A 25,849-nucleotide genomic window follows, 5' to 3' on the forward strand; every position below is an offset into this window, starting at 1 on the left:
GCTTGTTGGATCACAAGGGGTAGACGGCCCCCGTTTGGGTGGCAGGGCGCTGGGCGCCCTGCCAGTCCTGCAGCGCTAGATGCTGATCTCGCCGCGCTGCGCCTTTAGAGCGATATCGCTGCGATAAAAACCGCCCTCGAGCTCGAGGGACTCGATCAGTTCATAGGCCTTAGCCCGGGCGTCTTCCACATCAGTGCCCCGCGCCACTGCGTTGAGTACGCGCCCGCCATTGGCCACGAACTCGCCTGCCTCCGTACGCTTCGTGCCGGCGTGCAGTACATAGGAATCCCCCTCATAATCCGCGGCGCCGAGGCCATGGATCACATCGCCCTTCTGCGGTGAGGCCGGGTAGCCTGCGGCGGCGAGAACCACAGTCAGGGCCGCTCCCTCGTGCCACTCAAGCGGCGGCAGCTCCGCCAGACGCCCCTGCGCGGTCGCGGCCAGCACCCCGGCGAGCGGGGTTTTGAGCAGCGCCAGCACGGCCTGGGTTTCGGGATCGCCGAAGCGGCAATTGAACTCCACCACGGCAGGTCCCGCACTCCCCCACGCCAGGCCGGCATAGAGCAGGCCCGAATAGGGGCAGCCGCGGGCCACCATCTCGCGGGCTACGGGCTCGCACACCTCATCGACGATGCGCTGGACGGCATCCTCCGGCAGCCAGGGCAAGGGGGCGTAGGCGCCCATGCCGCCGGTATTGGGGCCCTCATCATTATCGAAGGCGCGCTTGTGGTCCTGCGCCGGCAGCAGCGGCACCACGGTCTCGCCATCGACAAAGCAGAAGAGTGAGACTTCGGGGCCGTCGAGGAAGGATTCCACCAGCACCGGATTGCCGGAGTCCAGCACCGAGCGGGCATGAGCCGCCGCCTCGGCGCGGTCACTGGTGACCACCACTCCCTTGCCGCCGGCCAGGCCATCGTCCTTGACCACGTACTGCGGGCCGTACTCGTCCAGCACGGCCTCGATGTCCTCGCTCGACTCGATGCGGGTAGCCGTCGCCGTGGCCACCCCCGCGGCGTTCATCACATCCTTGGCGAAGGCCTTGGAGCCCTCGATCATCGCGGCCTCCTTCGAGGGGCCGAATACGGCGATACCGGCCTCGCGCAGGGTATTACCCACCCCGGCCACCAGCGGGATCTCCGGACCCACCACCACAAGGTCGGCCTGCAACCCGGTGGCGAGTGCGGTGATCTGCGCGCCATCCTCCACGTCGATGGCGGCGCCCTCCCATTCGGGATGACACACCGCCAGATCCGTCATGCCATCGCCACCAGGGGCGATGTGCAGATCCGTGACGGAGTCGTCTTTACTCAGTGCCAGCAGCAGGGCGTGTTCGCGGGCGCCCGACCCGATAACCAAGATGCGCATGGTTCTTAGTGTAGCGACCGCACACACACGCAACCCCCCGTCTCGTGTGGCGCCACATTCGCGTGGCTAACTCGTCTAGCCTTGAATATATGAGCAGCATTTTCACGAAAATCATTTCCGGAGAACTTCCCGCCCGTTTCGTCTACCGCGATGACCGCGTGGTCGCTTTTCTTGATATTCGGCCCCTCACCTATGGCCACACCCTCGTGGTCCCGGTGACCGAGGTGGATAAGTGGACTGACTTGCCCCAGCCCGAGCTGCGTTCTCTCACTGAGCTCGCCCAGCAGGTGGGCCGCGCCCAGATCGAAGCCTTCGGCTGCGAGCGCGCCGGCACCGTGATCGCCGGTTTCGATGTGCCGCACACCCACATTCACGTCTTCCCCGCCAACGCGATGAGCGATTTCAACTTCAGCAATGCCATCGCCGAGCCCGAGGAGGCCAAACTCGACGAGGCCGCCGCCAAGCTACGCGCGGTGCTCGACACCGACGACAACGGCTACCCCAACCGCTAAGGGGACGCGGCCATGGCACATACCACCGTCGAGCTCGACGGCGAGGACTACAGTTTCGACTGGCCCGCCGACACCACGTTGTTGAGCGCCATGCTCGACGCCGGCATCCCAGCACCCCACTCCTGCACGATGGGTCAATGCGGGGCCTGCCAATGCACGCTCGAAGGCGGGGAATCGCACATGGAGAATAATGCCGTGCTCGATGACTATGACGTGGCCGATGATCAGCGTCTCGCCTGCCAAACCAAACGCGACGCCGAAGGCCCCTACGAGGTCAGCTATCTCTTCTAGGCGTCGGGATCAGGGGTGCGGGGCAGGCGCACGCTAAAGACGGCGCCGCGCCCCTCGGCGGTGTCGAGGCTGATCTGCCCCTGGTGGGCGTCGACAAGCGAAGAGACGATCGCCAAACCGAGCCCGCTGCCGCCCGAGGCGCGGGAACGAGAGGTATCGGCGCGATAAAAACGCTCGAATACATGCTGGGCGTCGTGCTCATTCATCCCTGGGCCACAATCGGCCACACTGATCTCCACCTGCTCGGGGGTGGACTGCACCCGCACCGTGATGGGTTCGGCGCCGTGAGCACGTGCATTATTGAGCAGATTCACCAGTACCTGCCGGATCTTATCGGCATCCACCGTCGCCCGCGCGGGGCTTGGGGCTTCCACGGTGATATCCGCGTCACGATAGTCGCCAACCACCCGCTGACACAGCTCCACCACGTCCGTGTCCTGCAGGTTTAGGGTCATGCCCTCCGCCCGGGCGAGGGCCAGCAGCCCCTCCACCAGCTCGCTCATGCGGTCGGCCTCTTCCCGCACCTTCGCCACGACCCGATCCGGGTCATTCATCGCCCCCGATTGATAGAGCTCCGCATAGCCGCGGACGCTGGTCAGCGGGGTGCGCAGCTCATGCGAGGCATCGCCAACGAAGCGACGCATCTGCTCTTCCTTGTCCTGGGCGGCGGTGAGCGAGGACTGCAGCTGCTCCAGCATGGTGTTCATCGCGGCACCCACCTTGCCCACCTCCGTGGAGTGCGAGGTGTACTGCACGCGCCGATCAAGGTCGCCGCCGGTGATGGCTTCGGCGGTATCGGCCACATTGCGCAGCGGCTGCAAAGAACGATGCACCACCACCGCGGCGATACCGGCCGCCGCCAGCAGCACCATCAGGCCAATACCCCATTGCGCGGTGCGCAGATTCCGCAGCAGCCGCTCCTCGTCCGCCACCGAGCGCGCCACCACGGTGATGCTGCGATTATCGCTGATCGCCACCACCCGCCACTTCGACTCATCCGCCGAACCGGGCGAGGCGCCCACGGTAAAGGGGCCTTCCCCGATGCGCACCATGGACAAATCGGGGGAGGAATTCGAATCGTTATAGCGCACCGAGGTGCCATCGCTAAAGATCTGCTCCACATAGAAGCTCGAGGGCGGCCGGGGCTGGGTGGATTGGGACGAATAGAGCTCGCTATTGCGGGCCCAGCCGCTCGCGGCACCCACCAGCTGGCCATCGACCTCGTTATAGGCAAAATTCCGCATGATCGAATTCACCGCGGTGGCGCTGGCGATCATGCCCACCCCCATGATGGCGACCACAATGAGCACCACAGACACCCGCAAGGGCAGGCGCTGGGGACGACGCCACCTGCGGGGCTGATTCTCCTCGGCGGAATAGGCGGAAGCCATGGGCTATTAATCCTTCGGAACGCGCAGAATATAGCCGACGCCGCGGACAGTATGGATCAGGTGCGGCTCGGTGGTATCGAGTTTGCGGCGCAGATAGGAGATATAGGATTCCACCACATTGCCATCGCCGCCGAAATCGTAGTTCCACACGGCGTCGAGGATCTGAGCCTTCGACAGCACGATCTCGGCATTGTCCATGAGATAGTGCAGCACGTTGTACTCGGTGGGAGAAAGCTCCACGACCTCGCCGGCTTTGCGCACCTCGTGGGTGTTATCGTCCAGCTCGAGATCGGCGTAGCGCAGCACCGGCCGCTGCCCGGCGCGCCCGCCAGGCTCGGCGGGCTGGCTGCTCTGGGCGCGGCGCAGGATTACCCGCAGCCGCGTGACCACCTCCTCCAAAGAGAAGGGCTTGGTCACATAATCATCGGCGCCGAGGGTCAGCCCGCGGATCTTATCCGGCACCTCATCCTTCGCGGTGAGAAAGAGCACCGGGGCGTCATTGCCGTGGGCGCGGATAGTCGATAGCAGCTCGAAGCCGTCCATATGCGGCATCATCACATCAAGGATGAAGGCATCCACCTGCTCGGTTTTGAGCTTCTCCAGCGCTGCCGGCCCGGAGTAGGCGGTGACCACGGTGAAGCCCTGGAACTTCAGCGATACGTCGAGCAATTCGACGATGTTCGGTTCATCGTCTACAACCATCACTGTCACACTCATGGCTTCTATTCTGCCCTAGCCTTTCACCCTGGTTGAAGTGGAGGATGCCGCTGGGGTGGCTGGGGGCTGCGCTCGAGGCCCACCGGCCCCTGCCTTGCAGCGCGAGAAGGCAGGGGCGCGGGGCCGGGGCGGCGAGGTGCCTAGAGGTGTTTAGAGGTGCTTGACGCTGGGGCCGATATTGCGCAGGTTGGCGCGAGCCAAGTTCACCATGCGGCCCACGCCGCCGCCGAAGACGGTGCGGGTAGCGGCCTTGGAGAAGCCCAAGAGCATCTCCATGGTGATGTTCGGCGGGATGGACAGCGCATTCGGATCGGTGACCACATCGATGAGCACGGGGCCGTCATAGGCCAGGGCCTCGGCCAGCTTGGGCTGCACATCCTGCGGATCTTCGATGCGCACGTGCTTGATGCCGATGGCCTCGGCGATCGCGGCATAGTTCACGCCCTCATGGTCGGTATCGCTTTCCGGCAGGCCCTGCACGAGCATCTCCAGCTTGACCATGCCGAGGGAGGAGTTATTAAACACCACCGTCTTGATCGGCAGGTTGTGCAGCTTCACGGTCAGCAGCTCGCCCATGAGCATGCCGAGGCCGCCATCGCCGGACATGGAGATCACCTGGCGCTCGCGGTTGGCGGCCTGGGCGCCGAGGGCCTGCGGCAAGGCGTTGGCCATGGTGCCGTGACGGAAAGAGCCGAGCAGCGTGCGCTCACCCGTGGGGTTGTTGATGTAGCGGGCGGCCCACACATTGCACATACCGGTGTCCACGGTGAACACGGCATCGTCATCGGCCAGCTCGTCGAGGACATCGGCCACGTACTCGGGGTGAATGGGCTTCAGTTTTTCCACGCCCGTGGTGTAGGCATCCACGATGTCATTGAGCTTGGTGTAGTGCTCCTTGAGCATCTTGTCGAGGAAGCTGCGATCCTTCTTTTCCTCCACATGCTCCAGGATATTTTCGATGGTGGCCTTCACATCGCCCACCACCGGGTAGTGCACCGTGGTGCGGCGGCCAATGTTTTCGCCCTTGATATCCACCTGGGCCACGTTCTTCTTCGGCAGGAAGTCATCGTAAGGGAAGTCGGTGCCCAGGAGGATGAGCAGATCGGCCTTATCGCAGGCATCGTGGCAGGCGCCGTAGCCCAGCAGGCCGGACATGCCCACGTCATAGTTATTGCCGTGCTGGATAAACATTTTTCCGCCAAGGGCGTGGCCGATCGGGGCCTTCACCTTTTCCGCGAGGGCAAATACCTCCTCGCGGGCGTCGGCGCAGCCGGCACCGCAGAACAGCGTCACCGTATCGGCCTCATTAATGGCCTCCACGAGGCGAGCAGCGTCCGTGGGGTTCGGGTACACCACGGGGCGCTTGGAGGTGACCGCGGAGTCCAGCCAGCGCGTGTCCTCTACCTCTTCGGTGGAGATATCGCCGGGAATAATCAGCACAGACACACCCTTGCCGGCCAAGGTGGACTGCACGGCGTGATGCGTAATGCGGGCACCCTGATCGCCGCTGAAGACGGTCTCGCAGTAACCGGAGGCCTGGCGGAAAATCTCGGCCGGCTTGGTCTCTTGGAAGAAGTTGGACCCGATCTGGGCCGCTGGGATGTGCGAGGCCAAAGCCAGCACCTTCGCCCCATTGCGGTGGGCATCCATGAGTCCCTGAATGAAGTGGGTATTACCCGGGCCGCAGGAGGCGGCGCACACGGCGAGTTCACCAGTAACGAGGGATTCGGCCCCGGCAGCAAACGCTGCGGCCTCCTCATTGCGTACGTGCACCCATTCAATGCTGGACGAGGATACGGCGTCCACGATGGGGTTCAAGCTATCGCCGACGATGCCATACATGCGCTTGACACCGAGATCTTCCAAGTATTTCACCAATACCTGTGCGTATGAAGCCATGACTATTCTCCTTAGAGGTTTCTGTGCGGGGATTATTGGGGGCCGCTGAGCGTGCAGCGCAGCTGCAGTAGGGCCTCCACCCCGCTCTACTGTGCCCCTTTCCCGCGCCCCGCGCTAGGGCCCCGCCCGCGCCCAGCGGGCCCACCGGCCCAGATTCTCGGCTGTGTGCTGGTTTTTTATTCCCCTCCGTGCCGCTGATCACACATCCAAGCAGCAGGCGGGCTGCGGCGGCGCGGTGGTCTGCGCACTGGCTAGGGACTGCGCAGCACAGGGCGCTTGTTATTCTGAGCCTTGGCACTCACTTAGTACTGGAAAGCTATCTGTTTTCGCGGAATGAGTGAAAGCCCCCGGCACCTAATTTTTCGTAGAGGACACACGCATCATGGGCACTCGCCGCACCACATCGCGCACCGATTCCACCACCGTCTTCTGTTGGGGGCTGTGGGACTGGGGCTCCGCCGCCTTCAACGCTGTACTCGTCACCTTCATCTTCGGGGTGTATCTCACCGACTCGGTGGGCCAGACGCTCAGCGGCTCCACTCCGGCATCATCCTATTTGGGCTGGGCGATCGCGCTCGCCGGAGTGGCCATTGCCCTGCTGGCCCCCATTGTGGGGCGCCGGAACGATGTGCGCGGCACGCGTCGACGCGCTCTGCTGGTGTGGTCGGCCGTGACAGTGGCGCTCATGGCCAGCTTGGCTTTTATCCGCAATGATCACCCCATCTATTTCTGGGTGGGCATCACCATCATGGGCCTGGCAAGCATTACGTTCCAGTTCGCGGAGGTCAATTACTTTGCGCAGCTGGGGCAGGTCTCCACCAAGGCGAATGTGGGACGAGTATCGGCCTTCGGCTGGTCCATGGGCTATTTCGGCGGCATCGTGCTGCTGCTCATCTGCTTCTTCGGGTTTATCTCCGGCGATGGCGGGCTGCTGGGGCTATCCACCGAGGGCGGCTTCAACGTGCGCATGGTGGCACTGCTCGCGGCCGCCTGGTTTGGGGCCTTCGCGCTGCCCACCTTGCTGCGCGTCCCCGAGATCGAGCCGCAGCCCGAGGCGCACACACCGCGCGGGGTGGTGGATTCCTATAAGGACCTCGGCCGGGTGATCGCCCAGCTGTGGCGCAACGACCGGCGGGCGGTATTTTTCCTCATCGCCTCCGCGGTCTTTCGCGATGGGCTCGCCGCCGTCTTCTCCTTCGGAGCGGTGCTCGCGGTCACGGTCTACGGCTTGGGCGCGGACGACGTCATCCTCTTCGGTATCGCCGCCAATGTGATCTCCGCACTCGGGGCCTTAGGCGCCGGCTGGCTGGACGATCGCTTCGGCCCGAAGCCGGTGATTCTCGCATCGCTGGGGCTGATGGTGCTCGATGGGATCGCCCTCTTCTTCGCCGAGGGACCCCGCGCCTTCTGGATTCTCGGGCTGATCCTGTGCTTCTTTGTCGGCCCCGCCCAAAGCGCCTCACGGTCCTTTTTGCAGCGGTTGAGCCCCGCTGGCCGTAACGGGCAAATGTATGGCCTCTACGCCACCACCGGGCGCGCCATTAGCTGGCTCGCCCCCGCCCTCTTCGCGCTGTTCGTGGCTCTGTCCGGCAGCGACCGCGCGGGCGTATTGGGCATCGTGGTCGTACTCGCTGCTGGGGCGCTGCTCCTGCTGCCGGTGCGCCAACCCGAGTTGGATCGCAGCAGCCAGCCCGCCTAGCGGCGCTCTAAGCCCCAGCGCAGAAAAAACCGGAACCTCACGCGGTCCCGAGGGGAATAGACACCTCGGGATAGCGGGCTCCGGTGATTGCATGTGCCTCCGGCCTGAGTACAGGCCGGAGGCTGAGCTATGCTCGCGGTTTAGACCTGAGCGATAAGCTCCTCCAGCGGGGTGGCGGAGAGCAGGTAGGGGGCGACCTCAAGCACGGTGAACGCGCCGGTCTTGCCCTGCTCAGCCAAGCGGTGTGCAGCGCGGCCATAGGCCACCATCACACCACCGGTGAAGTCGGGGTTACGCTCCAGCTGCAGCTTGTATTCCACAAGGTGCTCGGAGAAACCGGCGTGACCGTGGCTGATCACATAACCGCCGTGCGGCATGCCGGTGTGCTCGGCATCGAAGGTGGCCTCATCAATGAAGTTCACCTCTACCTCGTAGCCGACGAAGTAATCCGGCATGGTGCGGATCTCTTCCTCGATACGTGCGTGCTCGGACTCGTCTGCAACGACCCAGCACTGACGCTTGTGCACGGCCTCAACCTGCTCGCCATTGCGGGCCTTCTCCAGCACCTCGGCGTCCGGCAGGGTGTACTGCACAGCCTTCTTCACGCCCTCGATACGACGCAGCGCATCGGAGTGGCCCTGGGACAGGCCCGGACCCCAGAAGGTGGACTGCTGGCCATTGATGAAGGAGCCAGCCATCACACGGTTGAGGGAGAACATACCCGGATCCCAGCCGGTAGAAACGACGGCGACGTTCTCGCCCTGCTTCGCAGCAGCATCCATATCGCGGTAGTGGCGCGGGATGTCGTGGTGGTTGTCATAGGTGTCCACCGTGGTGAAGTGCTCAGCGAACTTCACGGCCTGCTCGGGGATATCGGTAGCGGAACCGACGCACAGGAACAGCACATCGATCTGATCCTTGTAGTCCTCCACCTTGTCCACGGGGAAGACCGGGGTGTCGGTATCGAGGCTATCGCGGCGGGTGAAGATTCCGGCCAGCTCCATGTCGGGCTGATCGTTGATGATCTTCTCCACGCTCTTACCAAGGTTTCCGTAGCCGACGATGCCGGCGCGTACAGTGCTCATTGTCTCTCCTTCAATAGTTTGACTTCTTGAGATAAGCACACGCTACATGGATTCCGGCGCTCTGCCCACTTTTTCTCCGTGCCACTATCCTCTAGCTGCAAGAATTTCCCTGTTCACCTATAGAAAAGGGGCCTAGAGTGGTGAGCTATTTCACATTTTTCCGCTTATCGACGCCACCCTGCCGCCCCACACACCCCGAAAACGAGAACGAGGCCCCTCCCTCAGAAATGAAGGAATAAGGGGCCTCGGGCGTAGGGTGCCGCGCCAGATTTAGGAGCGGGAGTGGCTGAGCATCAGCCCGATGAACAGGCCGGCGCCACCGATGAGGTTACCGACGCTGGCCCACAGGATGTTGTACACCATCCCGCCGAGGCCATACTCCGCCCCGGCGAGCAGACCGGCCGGCATGTAGAACATATTGGCCACGCAGTGCTCGAAGCCGAGGAGCACGAAGAGCATGATCGGGAACCAGATGCCGAAGAGCTTGCCCACGGTGTGGCGTGCGGCCGTGGCCATGAGCACGGCGGCGCAGACGAGAACGTTGCAGAGGATGCCCTTGACCACGATGCTGCCCGCGCCAGCGTGAGCCTTCTTATCGGTGAGCGTGAGCAGGAAGTCGGTCATCTGAGCGTCGAAAAGCCCAGATTTAATAGCGGCCGCAGCGATAGCGAAGGCGCCGACGAAGTTGAAGAGGTAGACGATGCCCCAGTTGCGGAGCATGGCGCCCCACGAGAAACGGCCGCGCAACGGTCCGGCCGCCATCATGGTGTTCGAGGTAAAAAGCTCCATCCCGAGGAGCACGATCGCCATCAGGCCGACGGGGAATACCGCCGAACCCAAGAAGCGCAGCAGGCCGACGCTATCGGTCTCCGACTGCGGGGCGGCGAGAATGACATTGCCCACCGCCCCGAGGCTAATGGCGGCGCCGGCAAAGAAACCCAGAATGATTAGCGATACCAGCGGCTTGGCTGCCTTGGCTTTGCCCGAGGCGAGCGTGGCATCCACGACCTCGACGGGCGTGGCAGTAGGTGCTGGTGCAACGGCAGTGGACATGCGGGAACAACCCCTTCATAGTCGTGGACAATAGACGATAAAACTACACTGACCACGGCCGTGGCCATGCACGGCACGTTCGCAGCCTTAGACATTCTATTTTCCTAGGCTACTCTCAGGAAAACCAGCAGGTACTCAGGAACCCCCTCCGCGCACACAACAAAGGCCAGATGCGAACGGCTACGCTCACATCTGGCCTTCAGGTTGAGCTGGAGACGAGACTTGAACTCGCAACCTACGGTTTACAAGACCGTTGCGCTACCGATTGCGCCACTCCAGCACATACATGCACCGCCCGTAGAGGCGGCGAGGTACGAGGCACGATATTACAGTCCGGCGGCCGGGATTTCCAAGCCAGAACCACCGCGAGGTGGCGTCGTCACGCTAGCACGGACAGGCATGTTTCAGAAGCGCTACAAAAGTAGGGTGTGCGCAGTCTATATGCGCCAGATGCCCAGGCGCGTTAGACTGCCAATCTGCGCAGTACAACGCCTGAATTTCCGGATTCTGCCTCGCCGGCGGACGGCTGTGCGCGCTCTCCCCTATCATTCGCCACCAGAATGGGAAGTTCCACCTCCGTGACTAGCGTTTACTCTCGTTTTAAAGAGTGGGTGTTCCCCTCGGGCCGCGTGGCCACCATCGACGCCTCGCAGGCTGCCGCGCCGCCCTCCCCGCTCGCACCTATTGACCTCACCGATGCCGACCAAGTGGCCTTCGTGATGGACGTCGCCATCCGCATCGGCGATATTCTGCTCTCTTCCGGAACCGCCAATAACGATGTGAAATCGCAGATCCACACCGTGTGCTCGTCCTATGGTCTGCACTACTGCCACGTGGACATCACGATGAACACCATCACCGTGTTCTCCCACGTGGGCGGCAAGCGTCGCCGGCCGGTGAGCGCCTTCCGCGTGGCCGGGCGCATCGACGTGAACTTTTCCAAGCTGAGCGACGTCGACCGTCTCATCCGCTCTATCCAGGCCGGCGCCACCCCGCCGGAAGTGGCAGACAAGATCCTCACCGAGATCATCGCCGCCCCGCCACCCTATGGCGCCAAGATTTCGGTGCTGGGCTGGGCCTCGATGGCGGCCGCCGTCTCGGTGCTGCTCGGCGGTAATGCGCTAGTGGCCTCGCTCTCCTTCGCCACCACCCTGGCCATCATGGTGATTAATATCCTGCTCGACCGGCAGGGCATGCCCTCTTTCTTCCAGAACGTCTTCGGCGGCTTCGTCGCCACCCTGCCCGCCGCCTTTGGCTATCGCCTAGCTACCGAATTGGGCTGGTCCTTCAACCCCAGCCAGGTCATCGCGACCGGCATCATCGTGTTGCTGGCCGGTCTGACCCTGGTGCAGGCACTCCAAGACGGCATCACCGGCGCGCCCGTGACGGCCTCGGCCCGCTTCTTTGAAACGATGCTCATCACCGGCGGCATCATCGGTGGCGTCGCCCTCGGCATCGAGGTGGCCTCCACGATGGGCGTCGAGCTGCCGCCGATTCAGACCTCTCCGCCGCTGCAGTTCTCCTCCTCGGTGGTGAAGGTGGCGGCGGGTTCACTCGCCGCGGCCACCTTCGCGGTGGGCTCCTATGCGGAGTGGTCGACCGTGGCGGTGGCCTGGCTCACCGGCGCAGCCGGCTTCTCCCTACACCTGCTGGTGCTGCAGCCGCTCGGAGTGGGGGCGCTGACCTCCACGGCCATGTCCGCCACCATGATCGGCCTGGCCGGCGGCCTGCTGGCCCGCCGATTCTTGATCCCGCCGCTGATCATCGCCATCTCCGGCGTGACCCCCTTCTTGCCGGGTCTGGCGGTCTATCGCGGCATGTACTCCATGCTGAATGAGCAGCTGATCAACGGCTTCACCTATATCGCTCTGGCAGTCGCCACCGCCGGTGGGCTCGCTGCGGGCGTGGTGTTTGGTGAATGGATTGCCCGCAAGCTGCGCCGCCCGCCGATCATGCGCGCCTATCGCGCTATTCGCCACCCCCGCCGCTACAGCACCGCGACGACGACAACGCAGCCCCACTCCGGTATTGACCCCGTCTAGGCTGCACGTCCGCGCCACCCATGGCGTATAATTGCTTCCTTGACGTCTGTTTACGCTTTCTCTTATTTCTCACAGGAGGATCCTTGCCACCCAAGGTGACTGACACCCGTTCCACTGCCGCCGAGTCGCTGCACGCGGTTGAAAAGGAGACAGCCGAAGCCGCACGGAAGATCGTGTCCAGCTACTCCGAAGACTTCCTCGACGCTGTCACTCTCTCGTGCATGCTCGGAATCGAACCAGAGGGGCTGATCTACTCCAAGGTGGCCGCCGAGTTCGAGGAGCCGGAAGAGAAGAAAGCAACCAAGAAGGCGACGAAGAAGGCCAGCAAAAAAGCCTCCAAGAAGTCCTCTAAAAAGACCACGCGCAAAAAGGCTACGAAGAAAGCGTCGAAGAAGGCCAGCAAAAAGGCCACCAAGAAGTCCTCTAAGAAGACCACGCGCAAAAAGGCTACGAAGAAAGCCAGCTCCAAGGCCACTAAAAAGGCCACCTAGACCCTAGCGTGGCGTCGTCGCTAAGCGGAAGGAACGATGCCGCGAACCACCTCCGCTTGAGAAGTAAGGCCTGCCCGTGTCCAGCGCTAGCAGTGAACGCTATTCCTTTATCGTCGTTGCCAACCGACTCCCCGTAGATCTCGAGCGCGACTCGAAAGGCAATCAACGCTGGGTTCCCAGCCCCGGCGGGCTGGTCTCTGCGCTGACCCCCGTGCTCGCTGCCCATGAGGGCGCGTGGGTGGGCTGGCCCGGCATCCCAGATGTTTCGCCCGAGCCGCTGCACTCCGAGAAGGGCTATGATCTCCACCCCGTCACGCTGCGCCAGCGCGACTTCGAGGAGTTCTACGAGGGCTTTTCCAATGCCACTCTCTGGCCGCTCTACCACGACCTCATCGTCACCCCCGAATACCATCGCCACTGGTGGGAGACCTACCGCGAAGTGAACCTGCGCTTCGCCGAAGCCACCGCCGCCATCGCCGAAGAGGGCGCCACCATCTGGGTGCAGGACTATCAGCTGCAGCTGGTCCCCGGCATCCTGCGGCATCTGCGCCCCGATCTCACCATCGGGCTCTTCTTACACATTCCCTTCCCCTCCCCCGACCTGTTTCGGCAGCTGCCGTGGCGCGAGGAGATCGTGCGCGGCATGCTCGGCGCCGATGTGATCGGCTTCCACTTAGACCGCGACGCCGCGAACTTCGTCCACCTGGCCCGTAGCGTCGGCGGGCTCGCCGGCTCCCATACCGGCCAGCCCGATGAGCTCGCTATCAGCGAGTACTGCGCCGACGGAGAGTGCGATCTGGACACGGATGTCTCCGCCCGAGAACACCACTGCTACCGGGCCACGGTGACCACCGCGACCGGCCGTAGCGTGCGCATCGGCTCCTTCCCGATCTCGCTCGATACCTCTGAGATCACCGCCGCTCTCCAGTCGGCGGATGTGCCCGCCCTGCGCTCCCGGCTCGGCGACCCCGAGGTACTAATCCTGGGCGTCGATCGCCTGGACTACACCAAGGGCATCGAGGCCCGCCTCGACGCCTGCGAGGAACTATTCGATACCGAGGCGCTCGACCCGGCCAGTACCGTCGTGGTCCAGGTGGCCACCCCTAGCCGCGAGCGCATCGAGCACTATCGCACCACCCGCGCCCGCGTGGAACACACGGTGGGCCGGATTAATGGCCGCTTCGGCGAGATCGGCCGCCCCGTGGTGCACTATCTGCATCACGCCGTGGACAAAACGGAGCTGGTCAATCTCTACGCCGCTGCCGATATCATGCTGGTGACCCCGCTCAAAGACGGCATGAACCTGGTGGCCAAAGAGTATGTCTGCGCCCATCCCGAAGGCGATGGCGCGCTGGTGCTCTCCGAATTTGCGGGTGCCGCCGCGGAATTGCACGACGCCTATCTGTGCAATCCGCACGATATCGAATCGATCAAACGCGCCCTGCTCTCCGCAGTCCGCGATCTGCGAGACGATTCCACACAGAGCAAGGAGCGCATGCAGGCAATGAACCACACCGTCATGGAGCATGACGTGCACTACTGGGCCGAGTCCTTCCTCTCTGCTCTCGCCACTCCGGCTGGGGGTGAGAAGTGATGCGGCCCTATGCGGCGATAACTGCAGTCCTGTCGCTGGCCCTGCTCAGCGGCTGCGGCAGCGAGGAACCCCAGGAGAGCCCAATCACGGGGCCTGCGTGGTATATCACCGATGTGTACACCCAACCGGATTCGCCCTCCCAGCTGCCCGATTCCATCGCCGGCCAAGCCGTTATGGCGCTGGGCGAACACACCGTCGCCGGCGATACCGGCTGCGCCCCCTTCCAGGCCGAGGTGCACTACTCCCACGATGGGGAGGGCTCGACCTCTGCCGACGCCACCCACCTGCGCTTCGAGCATCTGCGCATCGACGAGCCCACCTGCGAGGGTGCCGCCCAGTACTTCCATGAGCACATCGTCTCCCTGCTTAATAGTGAGCTCGACATCGAGTACAAGGAGTCCAGCCTGCTGCTGCGTTCTTCTGCGGAAGAGATCGACGCCCCCGCCCTGCGGCTTACCTCTGCGCTCTAAGTGGGTCTCATGCGCACAGCGCCATCAGTACACTAGGGCCCTATGGCTATGAGCAGCATGACCGACCGCATTATCGACGCCGCCAAGAGCATCAAGCTCCTCGTGGTCTCCGACTTCGACGGCACGATCGCCGGTTTCGCCGACGATCCCACGCAGGTGCCCATCAACACGCGCACCATGCACGCCCTCGAGGAGCTCGCCCTTTTGCCCAATACCTTCGTGGCTATCTTGTCCGGCCGCGACCTGGACAATCTCACCTCCCTCGTGGAGCTCAACGCCCCCATCATGCTGGTGGGCTCGCATGGCGCTGAATCCTCCTCCTCGCCGGTGACACTCAGCGACGAGCAGGTCACTGTTCTGCAGCGCTGCACCACGGCGCTCGAGGCCGTGGCCGAGGACTATCCCGGCGCGTATGTTGAGCGCAAACCCTTTCACCGCGTCTTCCATGTGCGCCGCATGGACAACCCCGAGGAGCGCGAGACTGCCTTGGCCCGCGCCCGCGAGGTGCTCTCCGGTGAAGATGTGATTGTCAAGGGCGGCAAGAACATCATCGAGCTGGCGATGCTGGACATCAACAAAGGCACGTGGATCGATGCGGTGCGCGAGCAGCTGAACTGCGATTGCGTGGTATTCGCCGGCGATGATGTCACCGACGAGGATGGCTTCCGTGCCCTGGGCGACTTCGACTTTGGCGTCAAAGTGGGAGCGGGTGAGAGCGCGGCACATATGCACCTCGAGGACGATCTCGAGGCCGTTGCCGATATGTTCACCGCCCTCTACGAGGCACGCCGCGACTATAAATAGTGCTCCACTAGCCGGCGGCGGGGCCTAGGACCGTGGCGGGGCGACGGTGGAGCCCTCGTTGAAGGTGGTCTCCAATTGCACTCGGGTGGATTCCGGTTCCGCGCCGCCCTCGGCGGCGTCGATGACTGCACTGAGCAGCTCGCCGGTGGTCTTGCCTTTGAGTTTATTGGGCTGGATCACCGTGGTGAGGTTGCGCAGCAGCGCCACGGCGGTGCCATCGAAGCCGGTGACCGAAAGATCCTGCGGCACCGAGAGCCCCTGGGAGCGGGCATACTCGAGCACCCCGATAGCCATAGAGTCGGTGGTGCACAGCACGGCGGTGAGTTCGGGATGAGAGCTCAGGAGCTCGCGGGCGGCGTCGACATTGTTCTCGTGATCGTTGATATGGCGCTCCACAATCGGCACCGTCGCCGGATCGATACCGGCGGCCGCCAGCACATCGAGCGCGCCGCGCACTCGGTCTTGCTGCACATTCATGGTGGCGCTGCGCAGGCGCTGCTCATCGACCATGCCGTCATGACGCACATTGGCCAAGCGGATACAGAGGATGCCGATCTTCTTATGGCCGGCGTCGATCAGTGCCTGGGCGGCCGGGGCGATCGCGTCGTAGTCATTAATGCCCACATAGGGCAGGTCCTCATAGCGGTCGGGTTGATCGCAGACCACCAGCGGCAGTCCGCGCTGCCGCGCCGCATGCAGATAAGGATCGGCAGCGGAGACGGAGTAGACCACAAATCCATCGACAGAGCTGGAGTTCACCACTCCCGCGGCGAGGTCCTTATCCTCGCTGGTTTCTGGGCCGCAGGGCACGAGGGTGAGAGCCACATCGCGACCGACGGTGGATTCCGCGAGCCCGGCGAGAAAATCCACCGAGGCGGAATCTTCGAAGGCATAGGGCAGGTGCTCGGTGAGGAGCACGCCCACGTTGCCTGTCTTCTTCATCCGCAGCGAGCGGGCGGTGGGGTCGGGGCCGGTATATCCCACGCGACGAGCGGTGGCCAGTATCTTTTCGCGCAGCGCCTCAGAGAGCTGTTCGGGGTGATTATAGGCATTCGACACCGTGGTCCGGCTGACACCGAGTTCCGCAGCTATGGAGGCAAGAGTCCCTCTACTGCCGGTGGTACTGCGCCCGTTATTACGCCTGCGAGAGTTGGTGGCCATAGCAAAAATCTAGCACGCCGCCCATTTTCACCGATTCCCATTTGACAATGCTTTTCATTACACGTTCACTATTGGCTATGAAGCACCTAAAAGCCCTCATTGGTATCGCCAGTGCCAGTGCCCTTGCACTAGCCGGATGTTCCTCAGCCTCCGATTCGGCCGACTCTAGCTCGGCCTCGGATTCCAGCACTAACGCTGACGCCATCACCATCGTCACCTCTACCTCCATCTGGTCCGATGTGGCCGACGAGGTAGTGGACAGCGACGACGTCACCATCACCCCGATCATCGAGGGCGATGGCATCGATCCCCACTCCTTCGAGCCCACCGCCTCTGATATGGCCAAGGTTGAAGAAGCCGACTATGTCATCGTCGGTGGCGGCGGCTACGACGCCTGGCTCTACAACGCCCTCGACAACAACGACAAGATCATTCACGCCCTGCCGCTTACCGAGCACCACCATGACCACGACCACGGTCACGATCATGGGCACGATCATGGACACGAGGGCGAAGATGGTCACGATCATGACCATGCTCATGAGGGCGAAGACGGCCACGACCACGATCACGGCCACGGCCATGAGGGCGAAGACGGCCACGACCACGATCATGACCATGCCCACGAGGGCGAAGACGGCCACGACCATGACCATGCCCACGACCATGGTCACTCCCTCGTTGAGGGCGCCGCTGAGAACGAGCACTCCTGGTTCAACCCGAAGCTCGTGATGTCCGTGGCAAATGACCTGGACCAGCGCCTAGAGAAGGACCACCCTGAGGTTGATGCAGATGCACAGCGCGTCGATGAGCGCATGGACAGCCTGCACGATCAGCTGCACGAGCTGCCGCACATTCACTTCCTGCAGACTCACCCGATCGCAGACCAGCTCTTCCTGCACACCGAATTCCACGATGTGACCCCCAAGGATTACCGCAAGGCCACCTTGAACCACTCGGAGCCCTCGGCAGCAGCCCTCGCCGAGGCGCTGGAGACCGTCAACGGCGGTGAGGTGGAGCTGATGGTGGATACCCCGGAGACCTCCACCGAGTACACCGAGCGCCTGCGCGACGCCGCGGAGGAGCAGGATATTCCGATCGTGGAAATCACCGAGACCCCCGCACAGGGCGAGAACTTCTTCGACTTCCTCGACAACATCGTCAAGGAGCTGAAGGAAAAGGCCGAGCAGATTAAGAAGTAGGCCAGCCCCTCTTTCACCTACCTCAACGCCAACCCGCCGGCTCTGGGACGATCATCGCCCTAGGGCCGGCGGAAACGAAGGCTAGAATTGCAGCAATGATTCTTTCGCTGACGAGCGCGGCGGTTACTCCCCTATGGCACGATCTTTCTTTTGATCTCGCGCCAGGGGAGTTTCTGGCCGTATTGGGCCCCAATGGTGTGGGAAAGTCCACGCTGCTCCACGCCATCATGGGCAACCGCGCCCTCTCCTCCGGCTCGATCTCCGCAACCAACAAGATCGGCTACATTCCCCAGCAGCGGATGTTCGACCCCGAGCTGCCACTGCGCGCCCGCGACCTCGTATCGCTGTCCTTGGCGCACGGGGTGCTGCGGCATCGCCGCCCCCGGTCCGGCCAAGTTGATGAGCTCCTCGACATGGTGGGGGCAAGCAGCTTCGGCTCGAAGCGCGTGGGCCGACTCTCCGGTGGACAGCAGCAGCTGATTCGCCAGGCCCAGGCTTTTGGCGGCAACCCCGAGCTGCTGCTCTGTGACGAGCCCTTGCTCTCCCTCGACTTCCGCGCCTCGAGCGCGACAGTGCGGCGCCTCGATGAGCGCCGCCGCGCCGGCATGGCGGTGGTGTTTGTGACGCACTCGATTAACCCGATTCTCTCGGTCACCGACCGCGTGCTCTACATCGGCCCCAGGGGCCACACCTTAGGCACCGTCTCTGAGGTGATGCGCTCCGACATCCTTAGTGAGCTCTACGGAACCAAGGTCACGGTCGCCGAGGTCGATGGCCGTTTGGTGGTGGTGTAAATGACTATCTCTACTCTCATGGAAGACACCGCCTACCTGCTGAGCGTCGGCTTCGTGCAGGATGCGCTCATCGCCGCCGCCCTGCTCGGCATCGTCTCCGGCGTGATGACACCTCTGATTGTGCTGCGACAGATGTCCTTTTCTGTGCATGGCACCTCGGAGCTCGCCCTGATGGGCGCCTCCGCCGCACTATTGGCCGGAATCAATATCGGCATGGGAGCCGTGGTGGGCTCCGTGATCGCCGCGGTCGTCCTGGCGCTGTTGGGCATGAAACGCCAAGACAGCGCCGTGGGCGTGGTGATGAGCTTCGGCATGGGCCTGTCCGTGCTGTTCATTCACCTCTACCCCGGTAAAACCTCCACCGCCTTTTCCCTTCTCACGGGCCAAATCGTGGGCGTTTCCTCCGCTTCGCTGTGGCTTCTGGCCGCCGTGGTCGTGGTCGTGGTGGGGGCCGTGGTGATTTTCTGGCGGCCCCTACTCTTTGCCAGCGCCGATCCGCAGCTGGCCGCCGCGAGCGGCATCCCCACCCGCTGGGTGGCTGTGGGCTTCGCGGTTCTGGTTGGCCTCACCGCCGCCCAGTCAGTGCAGATCGTGGGTGCCCTGCTGGTGATGAGCCTGCTCATCACTCCCGGCGCGGCAGCCGTGCAGATCACCTCCCACCCCGTGCGCGCCGTGATCTATTCCACCCTGTTTGCGGAAATATCTGCGGTGGGCGGCATTATTCTCTCGCTCGCCCCGGGCCTTCCCGTCTCGGTCTTTGTCACGACCCTGTCCTTCCTCATCTATCTCGTATGCCGCGGCATCGGCGCGGTTCGGGGCCGCCGCATCACCTCGGCGGAGCACACGCAGCACCTGCAGGAATCACACTGCAATCCCCGCTAACGCTGCCCTATAGGCATCATCCTTGTGGCGAGTGCACGCCCGCAGCGCCACCCACGCTCGGCGTGCACTTTTCGCTATCTACTTCCCCTCGTCCTGTCCCTCACTCACTCCCGCTGCACACCGCACTCGCCACGACGGTATTGCTGCTGCACAGCGGACAAATATTACAAATCAATAACGTTTGCTAATGTTTAGTGAGTCAGCGCACAACATGCGCGACAACGCGGGCTAGCTAACCCTCACCTACCTCGCGATTCGACCTCCCATGTCACACGTCCTGCAGTTGCCTGGGAGGACGGCTGAAAATATACTTGCGTCAATTTCCATAAATCCCTCCTACCTCACGGATATACATATGGCACACGAACCACACACTCAGGGCATTTCCTTTGCCGAGCGACGCCGCGTCCTCGCGGCCACCACTATCGGCACTGCCATCGAGTGGTATGACTACTTCCTCTATGCCGCGGTTGCCGGACTGGTGTTTAAGACCACCATGTTCGGTTCCCTCGAGGGGGGATTGGCCACGGTCATTGCCTTCCTCACCGTTGGCTTGTCCTTCCTCTTCCGCCCGCTTGGCGCCTTCCTCGCTGGCCACTACGGTGACCGCGTCGGCCGCCGCCTAGTACTCATGATCACCCTCTTTGCCATGGGCTTGGCCACCACCCTCATTGGCCTGCTGCCCACCTATGAGACCGCCGGCATCTGGGGGCCGATCCTGCTCATTGCCCTGCGCATCATCCAAGGCATTTCTGCCGGTGGCGAGTGGGGCTCGGCAGTGCTGCTGGCCGTGGAGCACGCCCCGAATAATAAGCGCGGCATCTACGGCGCCGGCCCGCAGATCGGTGTGCCTTTGGGTCTGCTGATGTCCTCGGCCGCGCTGTCGATGATGACCTATATCGCGCCCGGCGATGCCTTCATGGAGTGGGGCTGGCGCATCCCCTTCCTCTTCTCCATCGTGCTGGTGGCGATCGGCTACTTCGTGCGCCGCGGGGTAGACGAGTCCCCGGTGTTCTCCGAGATCGCCGAGCGCAAGCAGGACGAAGTGACCAACCCCATCGGTGTGCTCTTCAAGAATTTCTTCCCCGTGGTCATCACCGGCGCCCTCATCTTCGCCGGCAACTCTGCCGTGGGCTACATGACGGCCGGCGGCTACATTCAGAACTACGCCAGCGACAATGTGGGCATTGAGCGCTCCGTGGTGCTCAATGCCGTGACCGTCTCGGCGTTCACGTGGATGATCTTCACTCTCTTCGCGGGCTGGGTCTCGGACTATATCGGCCGTCGCGGCACCTATCTCATCGGCTTTGTGCTGCAGGCCGTAGGCGCTGCTGCCCTCTTCCCGCTCACCAATACCGGCGATGTGAGCAAGCTCTACATGGCGCTCATTCTGCTCACCGTTGGCCTCGGCCTGACCTATGGCCAGCAGTCCGCCATGTACGCCGAGCTCTTCCCCGCCTCTATCCGCGCCTCGGGTGTGTCCATCACCTACGCCTTCGGCTCAATCTTGGGCGGCGCCTTCGCCCCGACCATCGCGGCGGCGCTGGTGGGTGCCACCGGCACCACCTTCGCCGTGAGCGTCTATCTGGTCGTCGCCTCGTGCATTGGCTTCTTCTGCGCGTTCATCCTGCGGGAGCGCGCCGGCATTCCTTTGACTCCCACCCACGAGTCCCGCCAGTCTGAAAGCCACTTCCGGTTCCAGCCGGCCCCGCAGGCAGAGTCCGCCACCGTGTCCTAGTAGCCCCCTGTGCTCGCCTGCCGAGCACAGGGCATCCTTTAGTGCGCTATCTCACTATCGTGTTGTAGCTTGGGCATTATGGCTCGGACATCTTTTTCTCAGCTCACGAGGCCGCGCCCGCTTCCTACGTGGCTGTGGTTCGCGCCCACGAACCCGCCCGAGGAAGAAGAGATCGCCCTCGTTCGTTCTGCGGCGGAGGGTTCGTGGCCGGGTAATACTCGCGCCACGTGGCGCGCCTTCTTCTCCTTCCCCAAGGTCGCCTCGCTCTCGCTGGCCTTGGGGCTTTTGATCACCCCGCTGTCCGTGGTGGTCTCACGCCTGCTCGGTGTCATCACCGATCGTCTCCTCGGCGAGGCCATCTCCTTTGCAGAGGTGCTCATTCCCCTGCTGATCATCGTGGTTCTCTACGTCATCAGCTGGATCGCAGAGATTCACAGCGCCGCCTTCGTGGAGCTCGGGCGTGTCCGTCTCGTGCACCGCATCCGTAATGCCGTGGTTGAGCGGCTCTTAAGCGCCCATGATCTGCACACATCACCGGGCACGGTGATGAACACCATCGACGAAGACTCCCACACCGTCTCGCTTACTAAGTACCTCAACACCTTCCCGCTGCAGATGGTGATGATGCTCCTCGCCACCACGATCGTGGCGATTCCCATCGACTACCGCCTAGCCCTGCTCATCCCCCTCGGCGGCCTCACCACTCTCGCCGCCTCGATGTACACCGGCCGGTTCATCACTCAGGTTGCGTCCTCGCGCCGCACCGCTGAGGCCCACGTTGTCTCCTTGGGCACCGATTTTGCCCAGGGCTCCCGCGTGATCAAGGGGCTTGGCGCGGTCGACACCTGCGAGAAGCGATTCGATGAGGCCGCCACCCACTCGCTGCGGGCCATGCTTCACGACGCTCGCATCGCGTTTTATGCCTCCCTTGCCCGGCAGTTCGTCCCCGTGGTGTTCATTGTTGCCTGCGTGGCTTTGGCCGGAACCTTGGTGAGCGCGGGCGATATCACCCCCGGCGAGTTCATGACGATCATGCTCAGTGCCCCACCGGCACTATTTATCAGTGGTAAGGCCCTGGGGCTCTCGGTGGAAACCGTGGCCCGCGCCAGCACCTCCGCCGGTCGTATTCACCAGCTCGTGGCGGGCTTCGATACCACGAGCGCCGCACAGCGCTACACCGCTACCTCCGCTACCGGCCTAGTGGTGGCCGATAGCGATCCCGGCTGGGCAGGGCTGCGGGTGCCGCATGTGAGCACCATTTTCGCCACCAGCCTGCGGGAAAACCTGGACCCCGAGCACAGCCACAGCGACGCGGAACTACGCCACGCCCTCGATGTCGCCTGCTGTGACGACATCGTGCGCCGCCTCGGCGGCTATGGGCCCCATGGCGAGCTGCCCACCGGGGCCATCGGCGAGGCCGGGTTGAATCTCTCGGGCGGGCAACGCCAGCGCATTGGTGTGGCCCGCGCCGTACTCAGCGACGCCGAGGTGCTCATCTTCGATGAACCCACCACCGGCCTGGACGCGGTGACGCTCTCGCGAGTGATACACAACGTGAAGCAGCAACGTGCCGCCCAGCTCACCGTGGTGATCAGCAGCTCGCGGGCATGGCGCCACGCCGCTGATCGCATCCTCGCCGCCGAGGACACACCCGCGAGCGCTGCGACGCAGGACAAGGAGGACGCCTCATGAGCCAGAGCGAGAATCTTGGGGCCGATGCCCTCGCCCCCGCTACTCCCCGCGAGAGCCTGCGCTATCTGCGTAGCCTGCGCGCCTATCCCCGTCGCTGGTGGTGGGCACTGCTGGTGGCTGTGGCGATTGTGACGGTGGCGGCGCAAAACCTCAGCTCGGTCATCATGGGCCGCTCCATCGACGTGTTCTCGGGGCGCTCCTTCAGTATTTTTGGCTCCGGCCCCTCCGCGGTCACCTGGGTACTTATCGCTATCGGCGCGCTCACCCTAGCCCGGATGTTCACCACCGAGCTTCTGGTCTATATGTTGTCCATTCTCACCCGCACGGTCTCGGTTGAGCTGCGCCAGCGCTGTCTTTCGGCCGTGCTCCGCGCCCCCGCGCCACGCATTCTGGAGCTCGGCACGGGCAATGTGATCACCCGCCTGACGCGCGATATCGATAACCTCTACCGCACCGTCACCATGGTCGGGGCGCGACTGGTGATCACCCTGGTGATGTTTCCGCTCACGCTCATCGCCACGGTGGCGATCCACCCCGCGTTCCTGCTGTGCTGGGTGCTCGTGGCCGTGCCCGTGGGGCTATTTTTGCGCCGCTCGCTCAGCGAGCTGCCCGCCGCAGTCAACCGTGCCGCCGCCGCCGAAGCGCAGCGCAATAACGTGCTCCTCGACTCGATCCGGGGTTTCGACACCATCCACAACTATGGGTTGTCCCGCTGGGCCCGCCACCGCATGACTACTACCTCGTGGCAGGTCATCAACGCCGAGCGCATCATCATTCCTCTCAATGCGCGCATTCTCAGCGGCGGCTATGTCGGATTCTCGATTCTTTTGCTCTCCACCACTGCGCTGGGCGCGTGGATGGCGGTGCAGGAGATCATCACTCCCGGCCAAGCGGCCGCCGCGATCCTCTTGGCGTTCCGCATGGAAATTCATATTTTCAATGTGCTCGACTTCGCCAGCATGATCCAATCGGCCTCTACCTCCTTGGGCCGCGCGGTGTCCTTGGCGCTGCTCAGCGGCCAGGACAAGGACGATAACGAGGAGGATCTCACCACCCCTCCCGCGATCACCGTGGAGAATCTGAGCTTCAGCTATGACGGCGGCCAATCGAATGTGATTGAACCCCTCAACCTCACCCTCGAGGCTGGCAGCACCACTGCGCTCGTGGGCACCTCCGGCGCCGGAAAATCCACCCTCGCCCAATTGCTGAGCGGGCTGCTCGAGCCCAGTGGCGGCGCCATCTACGTAGACACCCCCACCGGTCGCATCAACACTGCGGAGGTCTCGCACAACTGGGTGGCGCGACATATCAGCATGGCCAACCAGGAAATGCACGTCTTCTCGGGCACCTTGCGGGAGGATTTGCAGCTTGCTCGGCCCGGCGCGAAAGACGCAGAGCTCATGGCGGCGCTGGCGGCCGCGGGACTGCAGCCGCGGTCTCCGCTCTGGCAGCGCTGGCTGCCCCAGGGACTCGACACCGAGGTCGGTGCTGGGCACGAGGATCTCGCACCCGAGGTGATGCAGCAGATAGCGCTGGCCCGGATCAGTTTGGTGGATCCGCCCGTTCTCATCTTGGATGAGGCCACCTCGGAGGCAGGCTCGGACTATGCCCAGGATCTCGAGGCCGCCGCCCAGCGCGCCGTCGAGGGTCGCACCTCCTTGGTGATCGCGCACCGGCTCGATCAATCCCGCAGCGCTGATCGTATCCTCGTCATGGAGCAGGGCCGCATCATCGAAGACGGCACGCACGAGGAGCTCATCGCCAATGGGGAGCACTACGCCAGCCTCTATACCCAATGGGCGGGCTAGGCCCTCAGCCCGCGCGGATATCCTCTTCGCAACACGCAGCAGCGCCTCCCGAAAGCATCCCGGGAGGCGCTGCTGCGTAGTGCTGCGTTCTGTTGCTAGTGGCCGACGCGGCGTTGGCGGGCGAACTCGCTGAGCACCACGCCCGCTGCCACGGAGGCGTTGAGTGATTCCACCCAGTCCGCCATGGGCACGGACATCAGGGTGTCACAGTTCTCCCGCACCAGCCGGGAAATACCCTTGCCCTCAGAGCCGACCACGATCACCACAGGAGTGGTGCCATCATAGGTATCAAGGGTGTGATCGCCACCGGCATCGAGGCCGACAACCTGGTAGCCATTGTCTTGGAAGGTCTTGACGGTACGGGTCATGTTCGTCACCTTCGACACAGGCACGCGGGCCGCCGTGCCCGCGGAGCTACGCCAGGTCACGCCCGTGACGTGGGTGGAACGACGCTCGGGAATCACGACCCCGTGGCCACCGAAGGCTGCCACCGAGCGGATGATCGCGCCCAGGTTGCGCGGGTCGGTGATGTTATCCAAACACACCACCATGCCCGGTTCGGGGAGCGCGGCGATCTCGGCGATGAGATCCTCCACGTTTTTGTAGCTATAGGGCTCGATGAGCAGGCCAATACCCTGATGCAGGCCATTGCCGGTCATCTGATCCAGCTCGGGGCGCGGCACCTCCACGATGGCGATGTCCTTGGACTTGGCCAAGGTAACGGCCTCGTTGAGGCGCTCATCATAGGAGGTTCCCGCCACCACGTATAGAGTCTGGGCGGGCACCTTGGCGTGCAGGCACTCCACCACGGGGTTGCGGCCGACGACCAGCTCATCCACGGTGGTCTTTTTAAAGTGGCGGCCCTGATCGCGGCGCTTCTTTTCCTGCTTGGCCTTATAGGCCTTGTGGTACTCGCGGTCCTCGGCCTTCGGGGTCGGACCCTTGCCGCGCAAAGCCCTACGGCCCAAGCCGCCGCTGCCCTTGGGCGCGCCCTTCTTATTGGATTTACGAACGCCGCCGTGCCGGTTCTTCTGTCCCATGATTGTCTCTATTCCTCATACATCGTCTCGCGCACACCGCGGGTGCCTTCTCCAGGACGCAACGCCGCGTCTGCGATGAACTGTCACTGGGCTCGCATCTACGGTGGCGCCGGTGCCAG

At 63.3% G+C, this 25,849-nt stretch carries 22 protein-coding genes and 1 tRNA gene; 14 read left to right on the forward strand and 9 right to left on the reverse strand.

Annotated elements, in window-relative coordinates:
• Window positions 1-75: 75 nt before the first annotated feature.
• The gene (gene purD, locus KR227_RS05835; protein WP_218364271.1) at window positions 76-1,365 is read right to left on the reverse strand and encodes a phosphoribosylamine--glycine ligase; all 1,290 of its coding nucleotides are present in this window, start codon (window positions 1,363-1,365) and stop codon (window positions 76-78) included.
• 89 nt (window positions 1,366-1,454) lie between these two features.
• On the opposite strand from purD, the gene KR227_RS05840 reads away from it, so the two are divergent.
• A complete protein-coding gene (locus KR227_RS05840; protein ID WP_218364273.1) occupies window positions 1,455-1,877 on the forward strand; it encodes an HIT family protein in 423 nt (140 codons plus the stop codon).
• Window positions 1,878-1,889: 12 nt separating this feature from the next.
• Window positions 1,890-2,168 (forward strand): 2Fe-2S iron-sulfur cluster binding domain-containing protein, encoded by a 279-nt coding sequence (locus KR227_RS05845; protein WP_218364275.1) that lies wholly within the window; start codon window positions 1,890-1,892, stop codon window positions 2,166-2,168.
• Here the strand turns inward: KR227_RS05845 and KR227_RS05850 are convergent.
• The 3 genes from KR227_RS05850 to KR227_RS05860 form a co-directional block, all read right to left on the reverse strand.
• Window positions 2,165-3,559 carry a cell wall metabolism sensor histidine kinase WalK gene (locus KR227_RS05850; RefSeq protein WP_218364276.1) on the reverse strand — a complete coding sequence of 465 codons (1,395 nt, stop codon included), beginning with the start codon at window positions 3,557-3,559 and terminating at the stop codon, window positions 2,165-2,167. The genes KR227_RS05845 and KR227_RS05850 overlap by 4 nt on opposite strands.
• A gap of 6 nt (window positions 3,560-3,565) precedes the next feature.
• On the reverse strand, window positions 3,566-4,276 hold the full coding sequence (locus KR227_RS05855; RefSeq protein ID WP_218364278.1) for a response regulator transcription factor: 711 nt from the start codon (window positions 4,274-4,276) through the stop codon (window positions 3,566-3,568).
• Window positions 4,277-4,426: 150 nt separating this feature from the next.
• A complete protein-coding gene (locus KR227_RS05860) occupies window positions 4,427-6,175 on the reverse strand; it encodes a pyruvate dehydrogenase (protein WP_218364280.1) in 1,749 nt (582 codons plus the stop codon).
• Window positions 6,176-6,557: 382 nt separating this feature from the next.
• Between KR227_RS05860 and KR227_RS05865 the strand changes: the two genes are divergently transcribed.
• Complete coding sequence (locus KR227_RS05865; RefSeq protein ID WP_218364282.1) at window positions 6,558-7,874, forward strand: MFS transporter; 1,317 nt, start codon at window positions 6,558-6,560, stop codon at window positions 7,872-7,874.
• 140 nt (window positions 7,875-8,014) lie between these two features.
• Here the strand turns inward: KR227_RS05865 and KR227_RS05870 are convergent, their stop codons facing one another.
• The 3 genes from KR227_RS05870 to KR227_RS05880 form a co-directional block, all read right to left on the reverse strand.
• Entirely contained in the window at window positions 8,015-8,959 is a 945-nt protein-coding gene (locus tag KR227_RS05870) for a diaminopimelate dehydrogenase (RefSeq protein WP_151529806.1), read from the reverse strand.
• A gap of 270 nt (window positions 8,960-9,229) precedes the next feature.
• Complete coding sequence (locus KR227_RS05875; protein WP_218364284.1) at window positions 9,230-10,012, reverse strand: formate/nitrite transporter family protein; 783 nt, start codon at window positions 10,010-10,012, stop codon at window positions 9,230-9,232.
• Between the two features lie 207 nt (window positions 10,013-10,219).
• Window positions 10,220-10,292, reverse strand: a tRNA-Thr gene (locus KR227_RS05880).
• Between the two features lie 298 nt (window positions 10,293-10,590).
• On the opposite strand from KR227_RS05880, the gene KR227_RS05885 reads away from it, so the two are divergent.
• The 5 genes from KR227_RS05885 to otsB all read left to right on the forward strand — a co-directional run bounded on the left by KR227_RS05885 (window position 10,591) and on the right by otsB (window position 15,413).
• A complete protein-coding gene (locus KR227_RS05885) occupies window positions 10,591-12,054 on the forward strand; it encodes a threonine/serine exporter ThrE family protein (protein WP_225979241.1) in 1,464 nt (487 codons plus the stop codon).
• Window positions 12,055-12,137: 83 nt separating this feature from the next.
• Window positions 12,138-12,545: a hypothetical protein gene (locus KR227_RS05890; RefSeq protein WP_151529809.1), complete on the forward strand. Its 408-nt coding sequence runs from the start codon at window positions 12,138-12,140 to the stop codon at window positions 12,543-12,545.
• 76 nt (window positions 12,546-12,621) lie between these two features.
• Window positions 12,622-14,139: a trehalose-6-phosphate synthase gene (locus KR227_RS05895; RefSeq protein ID WP_218364286.1), complete on the forward strand. Its 1,518-nt coding sequence runs from the start codon at window positions 12,622-12,624 to the stop codon at window positions 14,137-14,139.
• A complete protein-coding gene (locus KR227_RS05900; RefSeq protein WP_218364288.1) occupies window positions 14,136-14,609 on the forward strand; it encodes an META domain-containing protein in 474 nt (157 codons plus the stop codon). Before KR227_RS05895 ends, KR227_RS05900 begins: the two co-directional genes overlap by 4 nt.
• A 42-nt stretch (window positions 14,610-14,651) precedes the next feature.
• A complete protein-coding gene (otsB, locus tag KR227_RS05905; RefSeq protein ID WP_255549109.1) occupies window positions 14,652-15,413 on the forward strand; it encodes a trehalose-phosphatase in 762 nt (253 codons plus the stop codon).
• Window positions 15,414-15,437: 24 nt separating this feature from the next.
• Here the strand turns inward: otsB and KR227_RS05910 are convergent, their stop codons facing one another.
• Window positions 15,438-16,574: a LacI family DNA-binding transcriptional regulator gene (locus tag KR227_RS05910; protein ID WP_218364290.1), complete on the reverse strand. Its 1,137-nt coding sequence runs from the start codon at window positions 16,572-16,574 to the stop codon at window positions 15,438-15,440.
• Window positions 16,575-16,651: 77 nt separating this feature from the next.
• On the opposite strand from KR227_RS05910, the gene KR227_RS05915 reads away from it, so the two are divergent.
• The 6 genes from KR227_RS05915 (at window position 16,652) to KR227_RS05940 (ending at window position 24,690) form a co-directional block, all read left to right on the forward strand.
• Window positions 16,652-17,776 carry a metal ABC transporter solute-binding protein, Zn/Mn family gene (locus KR227_RS05915; protein WP_218364291.1) on the forward strand — a complete coding sequence of 375 codons (1,125 nt, stop codon included), beginning with the start codon at window positions 16,652-16,654 and terminating at the stop codon, window positions 17,774-17,776.
• A gap of 95 nt (window positions 17,777-17,871) precedes the next feature.
• Window positions 17,872-18,570 (forward strand): metal ABC transporter ATP-binding protein, encoded by a 699-nt coding sequence (locus tag KR227_RS05920; RefSeq protein ID WP_218364292.1) that lies wholly within the window; start codon window positions 17,872-17,874, stop codon window positions 18,568-18,570.
• Window positions 18,571-19,452, forward strand: a complete 882-nt coding sequence (locus KR227_RS05925) for a metal ABC transporter permease (RefSeq protein ID WP_218364293.1) — start codon at window positions 18,571-18,573, stop codon at window positions 19,450-19,452.
• A 355-nt stretch (window positions 19,453-19,807) separates the two neighbouring features.
• Window positions 19,808-21,190, forward strand: coding sequence for an MFS transporter (locus KR227_RS05930; RefSeq protein WP_218364294.1), 1,383 nt, complete (start codon window positions 19,808-19,810; stop codon window positions 21,188-21,190).
• 78 nt (window positions 21,191-21,268) lie between these two features.
• The gene (locus KR227_RS10850) at window positions 21,269-22,882 is read left to right on the forward strand and encodes an ABC transporter ATP-binding protein (RefSeq protein ID WP_218364295.1); all 1,614 of its coding nucleotides are present in this window, start codon (window positions 21,269-21,271) and stop codon (window positions 22,880-22,882) included.
• Window positions 22,879-24,690: an ABC transporter ATP-binding protein gene (locus tag KR227_RS05940; RefSeq protein WP_218364296.1), complete on the forward strand. Its 1,812-nt coding sequence runs from the start codon at window positions 22,879-22,881 to the stop codon at window positions 24,688-24,690. The genes KR227_RS10850 and KR227_RS05940 overlap by 4 nt, the downstream gene beginning before the upstream one ends.
• Before the next feature lie 95 nt (window positions 24,691-24,785).
• Here KR227_RS05940 and rlmB read toward each other — a convergent pair whose 3' ends face one another.
• Complete coding sequence (gene rlmB, locus KR227_RS05945) at window positions 24,786-25,730, reverse strand: 23S rRNA (guanosine(2251)-2'-O)-methyltransferase RlmB (protein ID WP_218364298.1); 945 nt, start codon at window positions 25,728-25,730, stop codon at window positions 24,786-24,788.
• Window positions 25,731-25,849 lie beyond the last annotated feature (119 nt).

The sequence above is a fragment of the Corynebacterium sp. TAE3-ERU30 genome (assembly GCF_019209925.1).
Taxonomy (GTDB): domain Bacteria; phylum Actinomycetota; class Actinomycetes; order Mycobacteriales; family Mycobacteriaceae; genus Corynebacterium; species Corynebacterium megadyptis.

What these genes read in the sequence shown, in the direction of transcription:
- purD (WP_218364271.1), bottom strand. Translation starts at nt 1,365, where the DNA reads ATGCGCATCTTGGTTATCGGGTCGGGCGCCCGCGAACACGCCCTGCTG.
- KR227_RS05930 (WP_218364294.1), top strand. Translation starts at nt 19,808, where the DNA reads ATGGCACACGAACCACACACTCAGGGCATTTCCTTTGCCGAGCGACGC.
- KR227_RS05940 (WP_218364296.1), top strand. Translation starts at nt 22,879, where the DNA reads ATGAGCCAGAGCGAGAATCTTGGGGCCGATGCCCTCGCCCCCGCTACT.
- KR227_RS05845 (WP_218364275.1), top strand. Translation starts at nt 1,890, where the DNA reads ATGGCACATACCACCGTCGAGCTCGACGGCGAGGACTACAGTTTCGAC.
- KR227_RS05860 (WP_218364280.1), bottom strand. Translation starts at nt 6,175, where the DNA reads ATGGCTTCATACGCACAGGTATTGGTGAAATACTTGGAAGATCTCGGT.
- KR227_RS05910 (WP_218364290.1), bottom strand. Translation starts at nt 16,574, where the DNA reads ATGGCCACCAACTCTCGCAGGCGTAATAACGGGCGCAGTACCACCGGC.
- KR227_RS05925 (WP_218364293.1), top strand. Translation starts at nt 18,571, where the DNA reads ATGACTATCTCTACTCTCATGGAAGACACCGCCTACCTGCTGAGCGTC.
- KR227_RS05875 (WP_218364284.1), bottom strand. Translation starts at nt 10,012, where the DNA reads ATGTCCACTGCCGTTGCACCAGCACCTACTGCCACGCCCGTCGAGGTC.
- rlmB (WP_218364298.1), bottom strand. Translation starts at nt 25,730, where the DNA reads ATGGGACAGAAGAACCGGCACGGCGGCGTTCGTAAATCCAATAAGAAG.
- KR227_RS05850 (WP_218364276.1), bottom strand. Translation starts at nt 3,559, where the DNA reads ATGGCTTCCGCCTATTCCGCCGAGGAGAATCAGCCCCGCAGGTGGCGT.
- KR227_RS05915 (WP_218364291.1), top strand. Translation starts at nt 16,652, where the DNA reads ATGAAGCACCTAAAAGCCCTCATTGGTATCGCCAGTGCCAGTGCCCTT.
- KR227_RS05920 (WP_218364292.1), top strand. Translation starts at nt 17,872, where the DNA reads ATGATTCTTTCGCTGACGAGCGCGGCGGTTACTCCCCTATGGCACGAT.
- KR227_RS10850 (WP_218364295.1), top strand. Translation starts at nt 21,269, where the DNA reads ATGGCTCGGACATCTTTTTCTCAGCTCACGAGGCCGCGCCCGCTTCCT.
- KR227_RS05840 (WP_218364273.1), top strand. Translation starts at nt 1,455, where the DNA reads ATGAGCAGCATTTTCACGAAAATCATTTCCGGAGAACTTCCCGCCCGT.
- KR227_RS05855 (WP_218364278.1), bottom strand. Translation starts at nt 4,276, where the DNA reads ATGAGTGTGACAGTGATGGTTGTAGACGATGAACCGAACATCGTCGAA.
- KR227_RS05870 (WP_151529806.1), bottom strand. Translation starts at nt 8,959, where the DNA reads ATGAGCACTGTACGCGCCGGCATCGTCGGCTACGGAAACCTTGGTAAG.
- otsB (WP_255549109.1), top strand. Translation starts at nt 14,652, where the DNA reads ATGGCTATGAGCAGCATGACCGACCGCATTATCGACGCCGCCAAGAGC.
- KR227_RS05865 (WP_218364282.1), top strand. Translation starts at nt 6,558, where the DNA reads ATGGGCACTCGCCGCACCACATCGCGCACCGATTCCACCACCGTCTTC.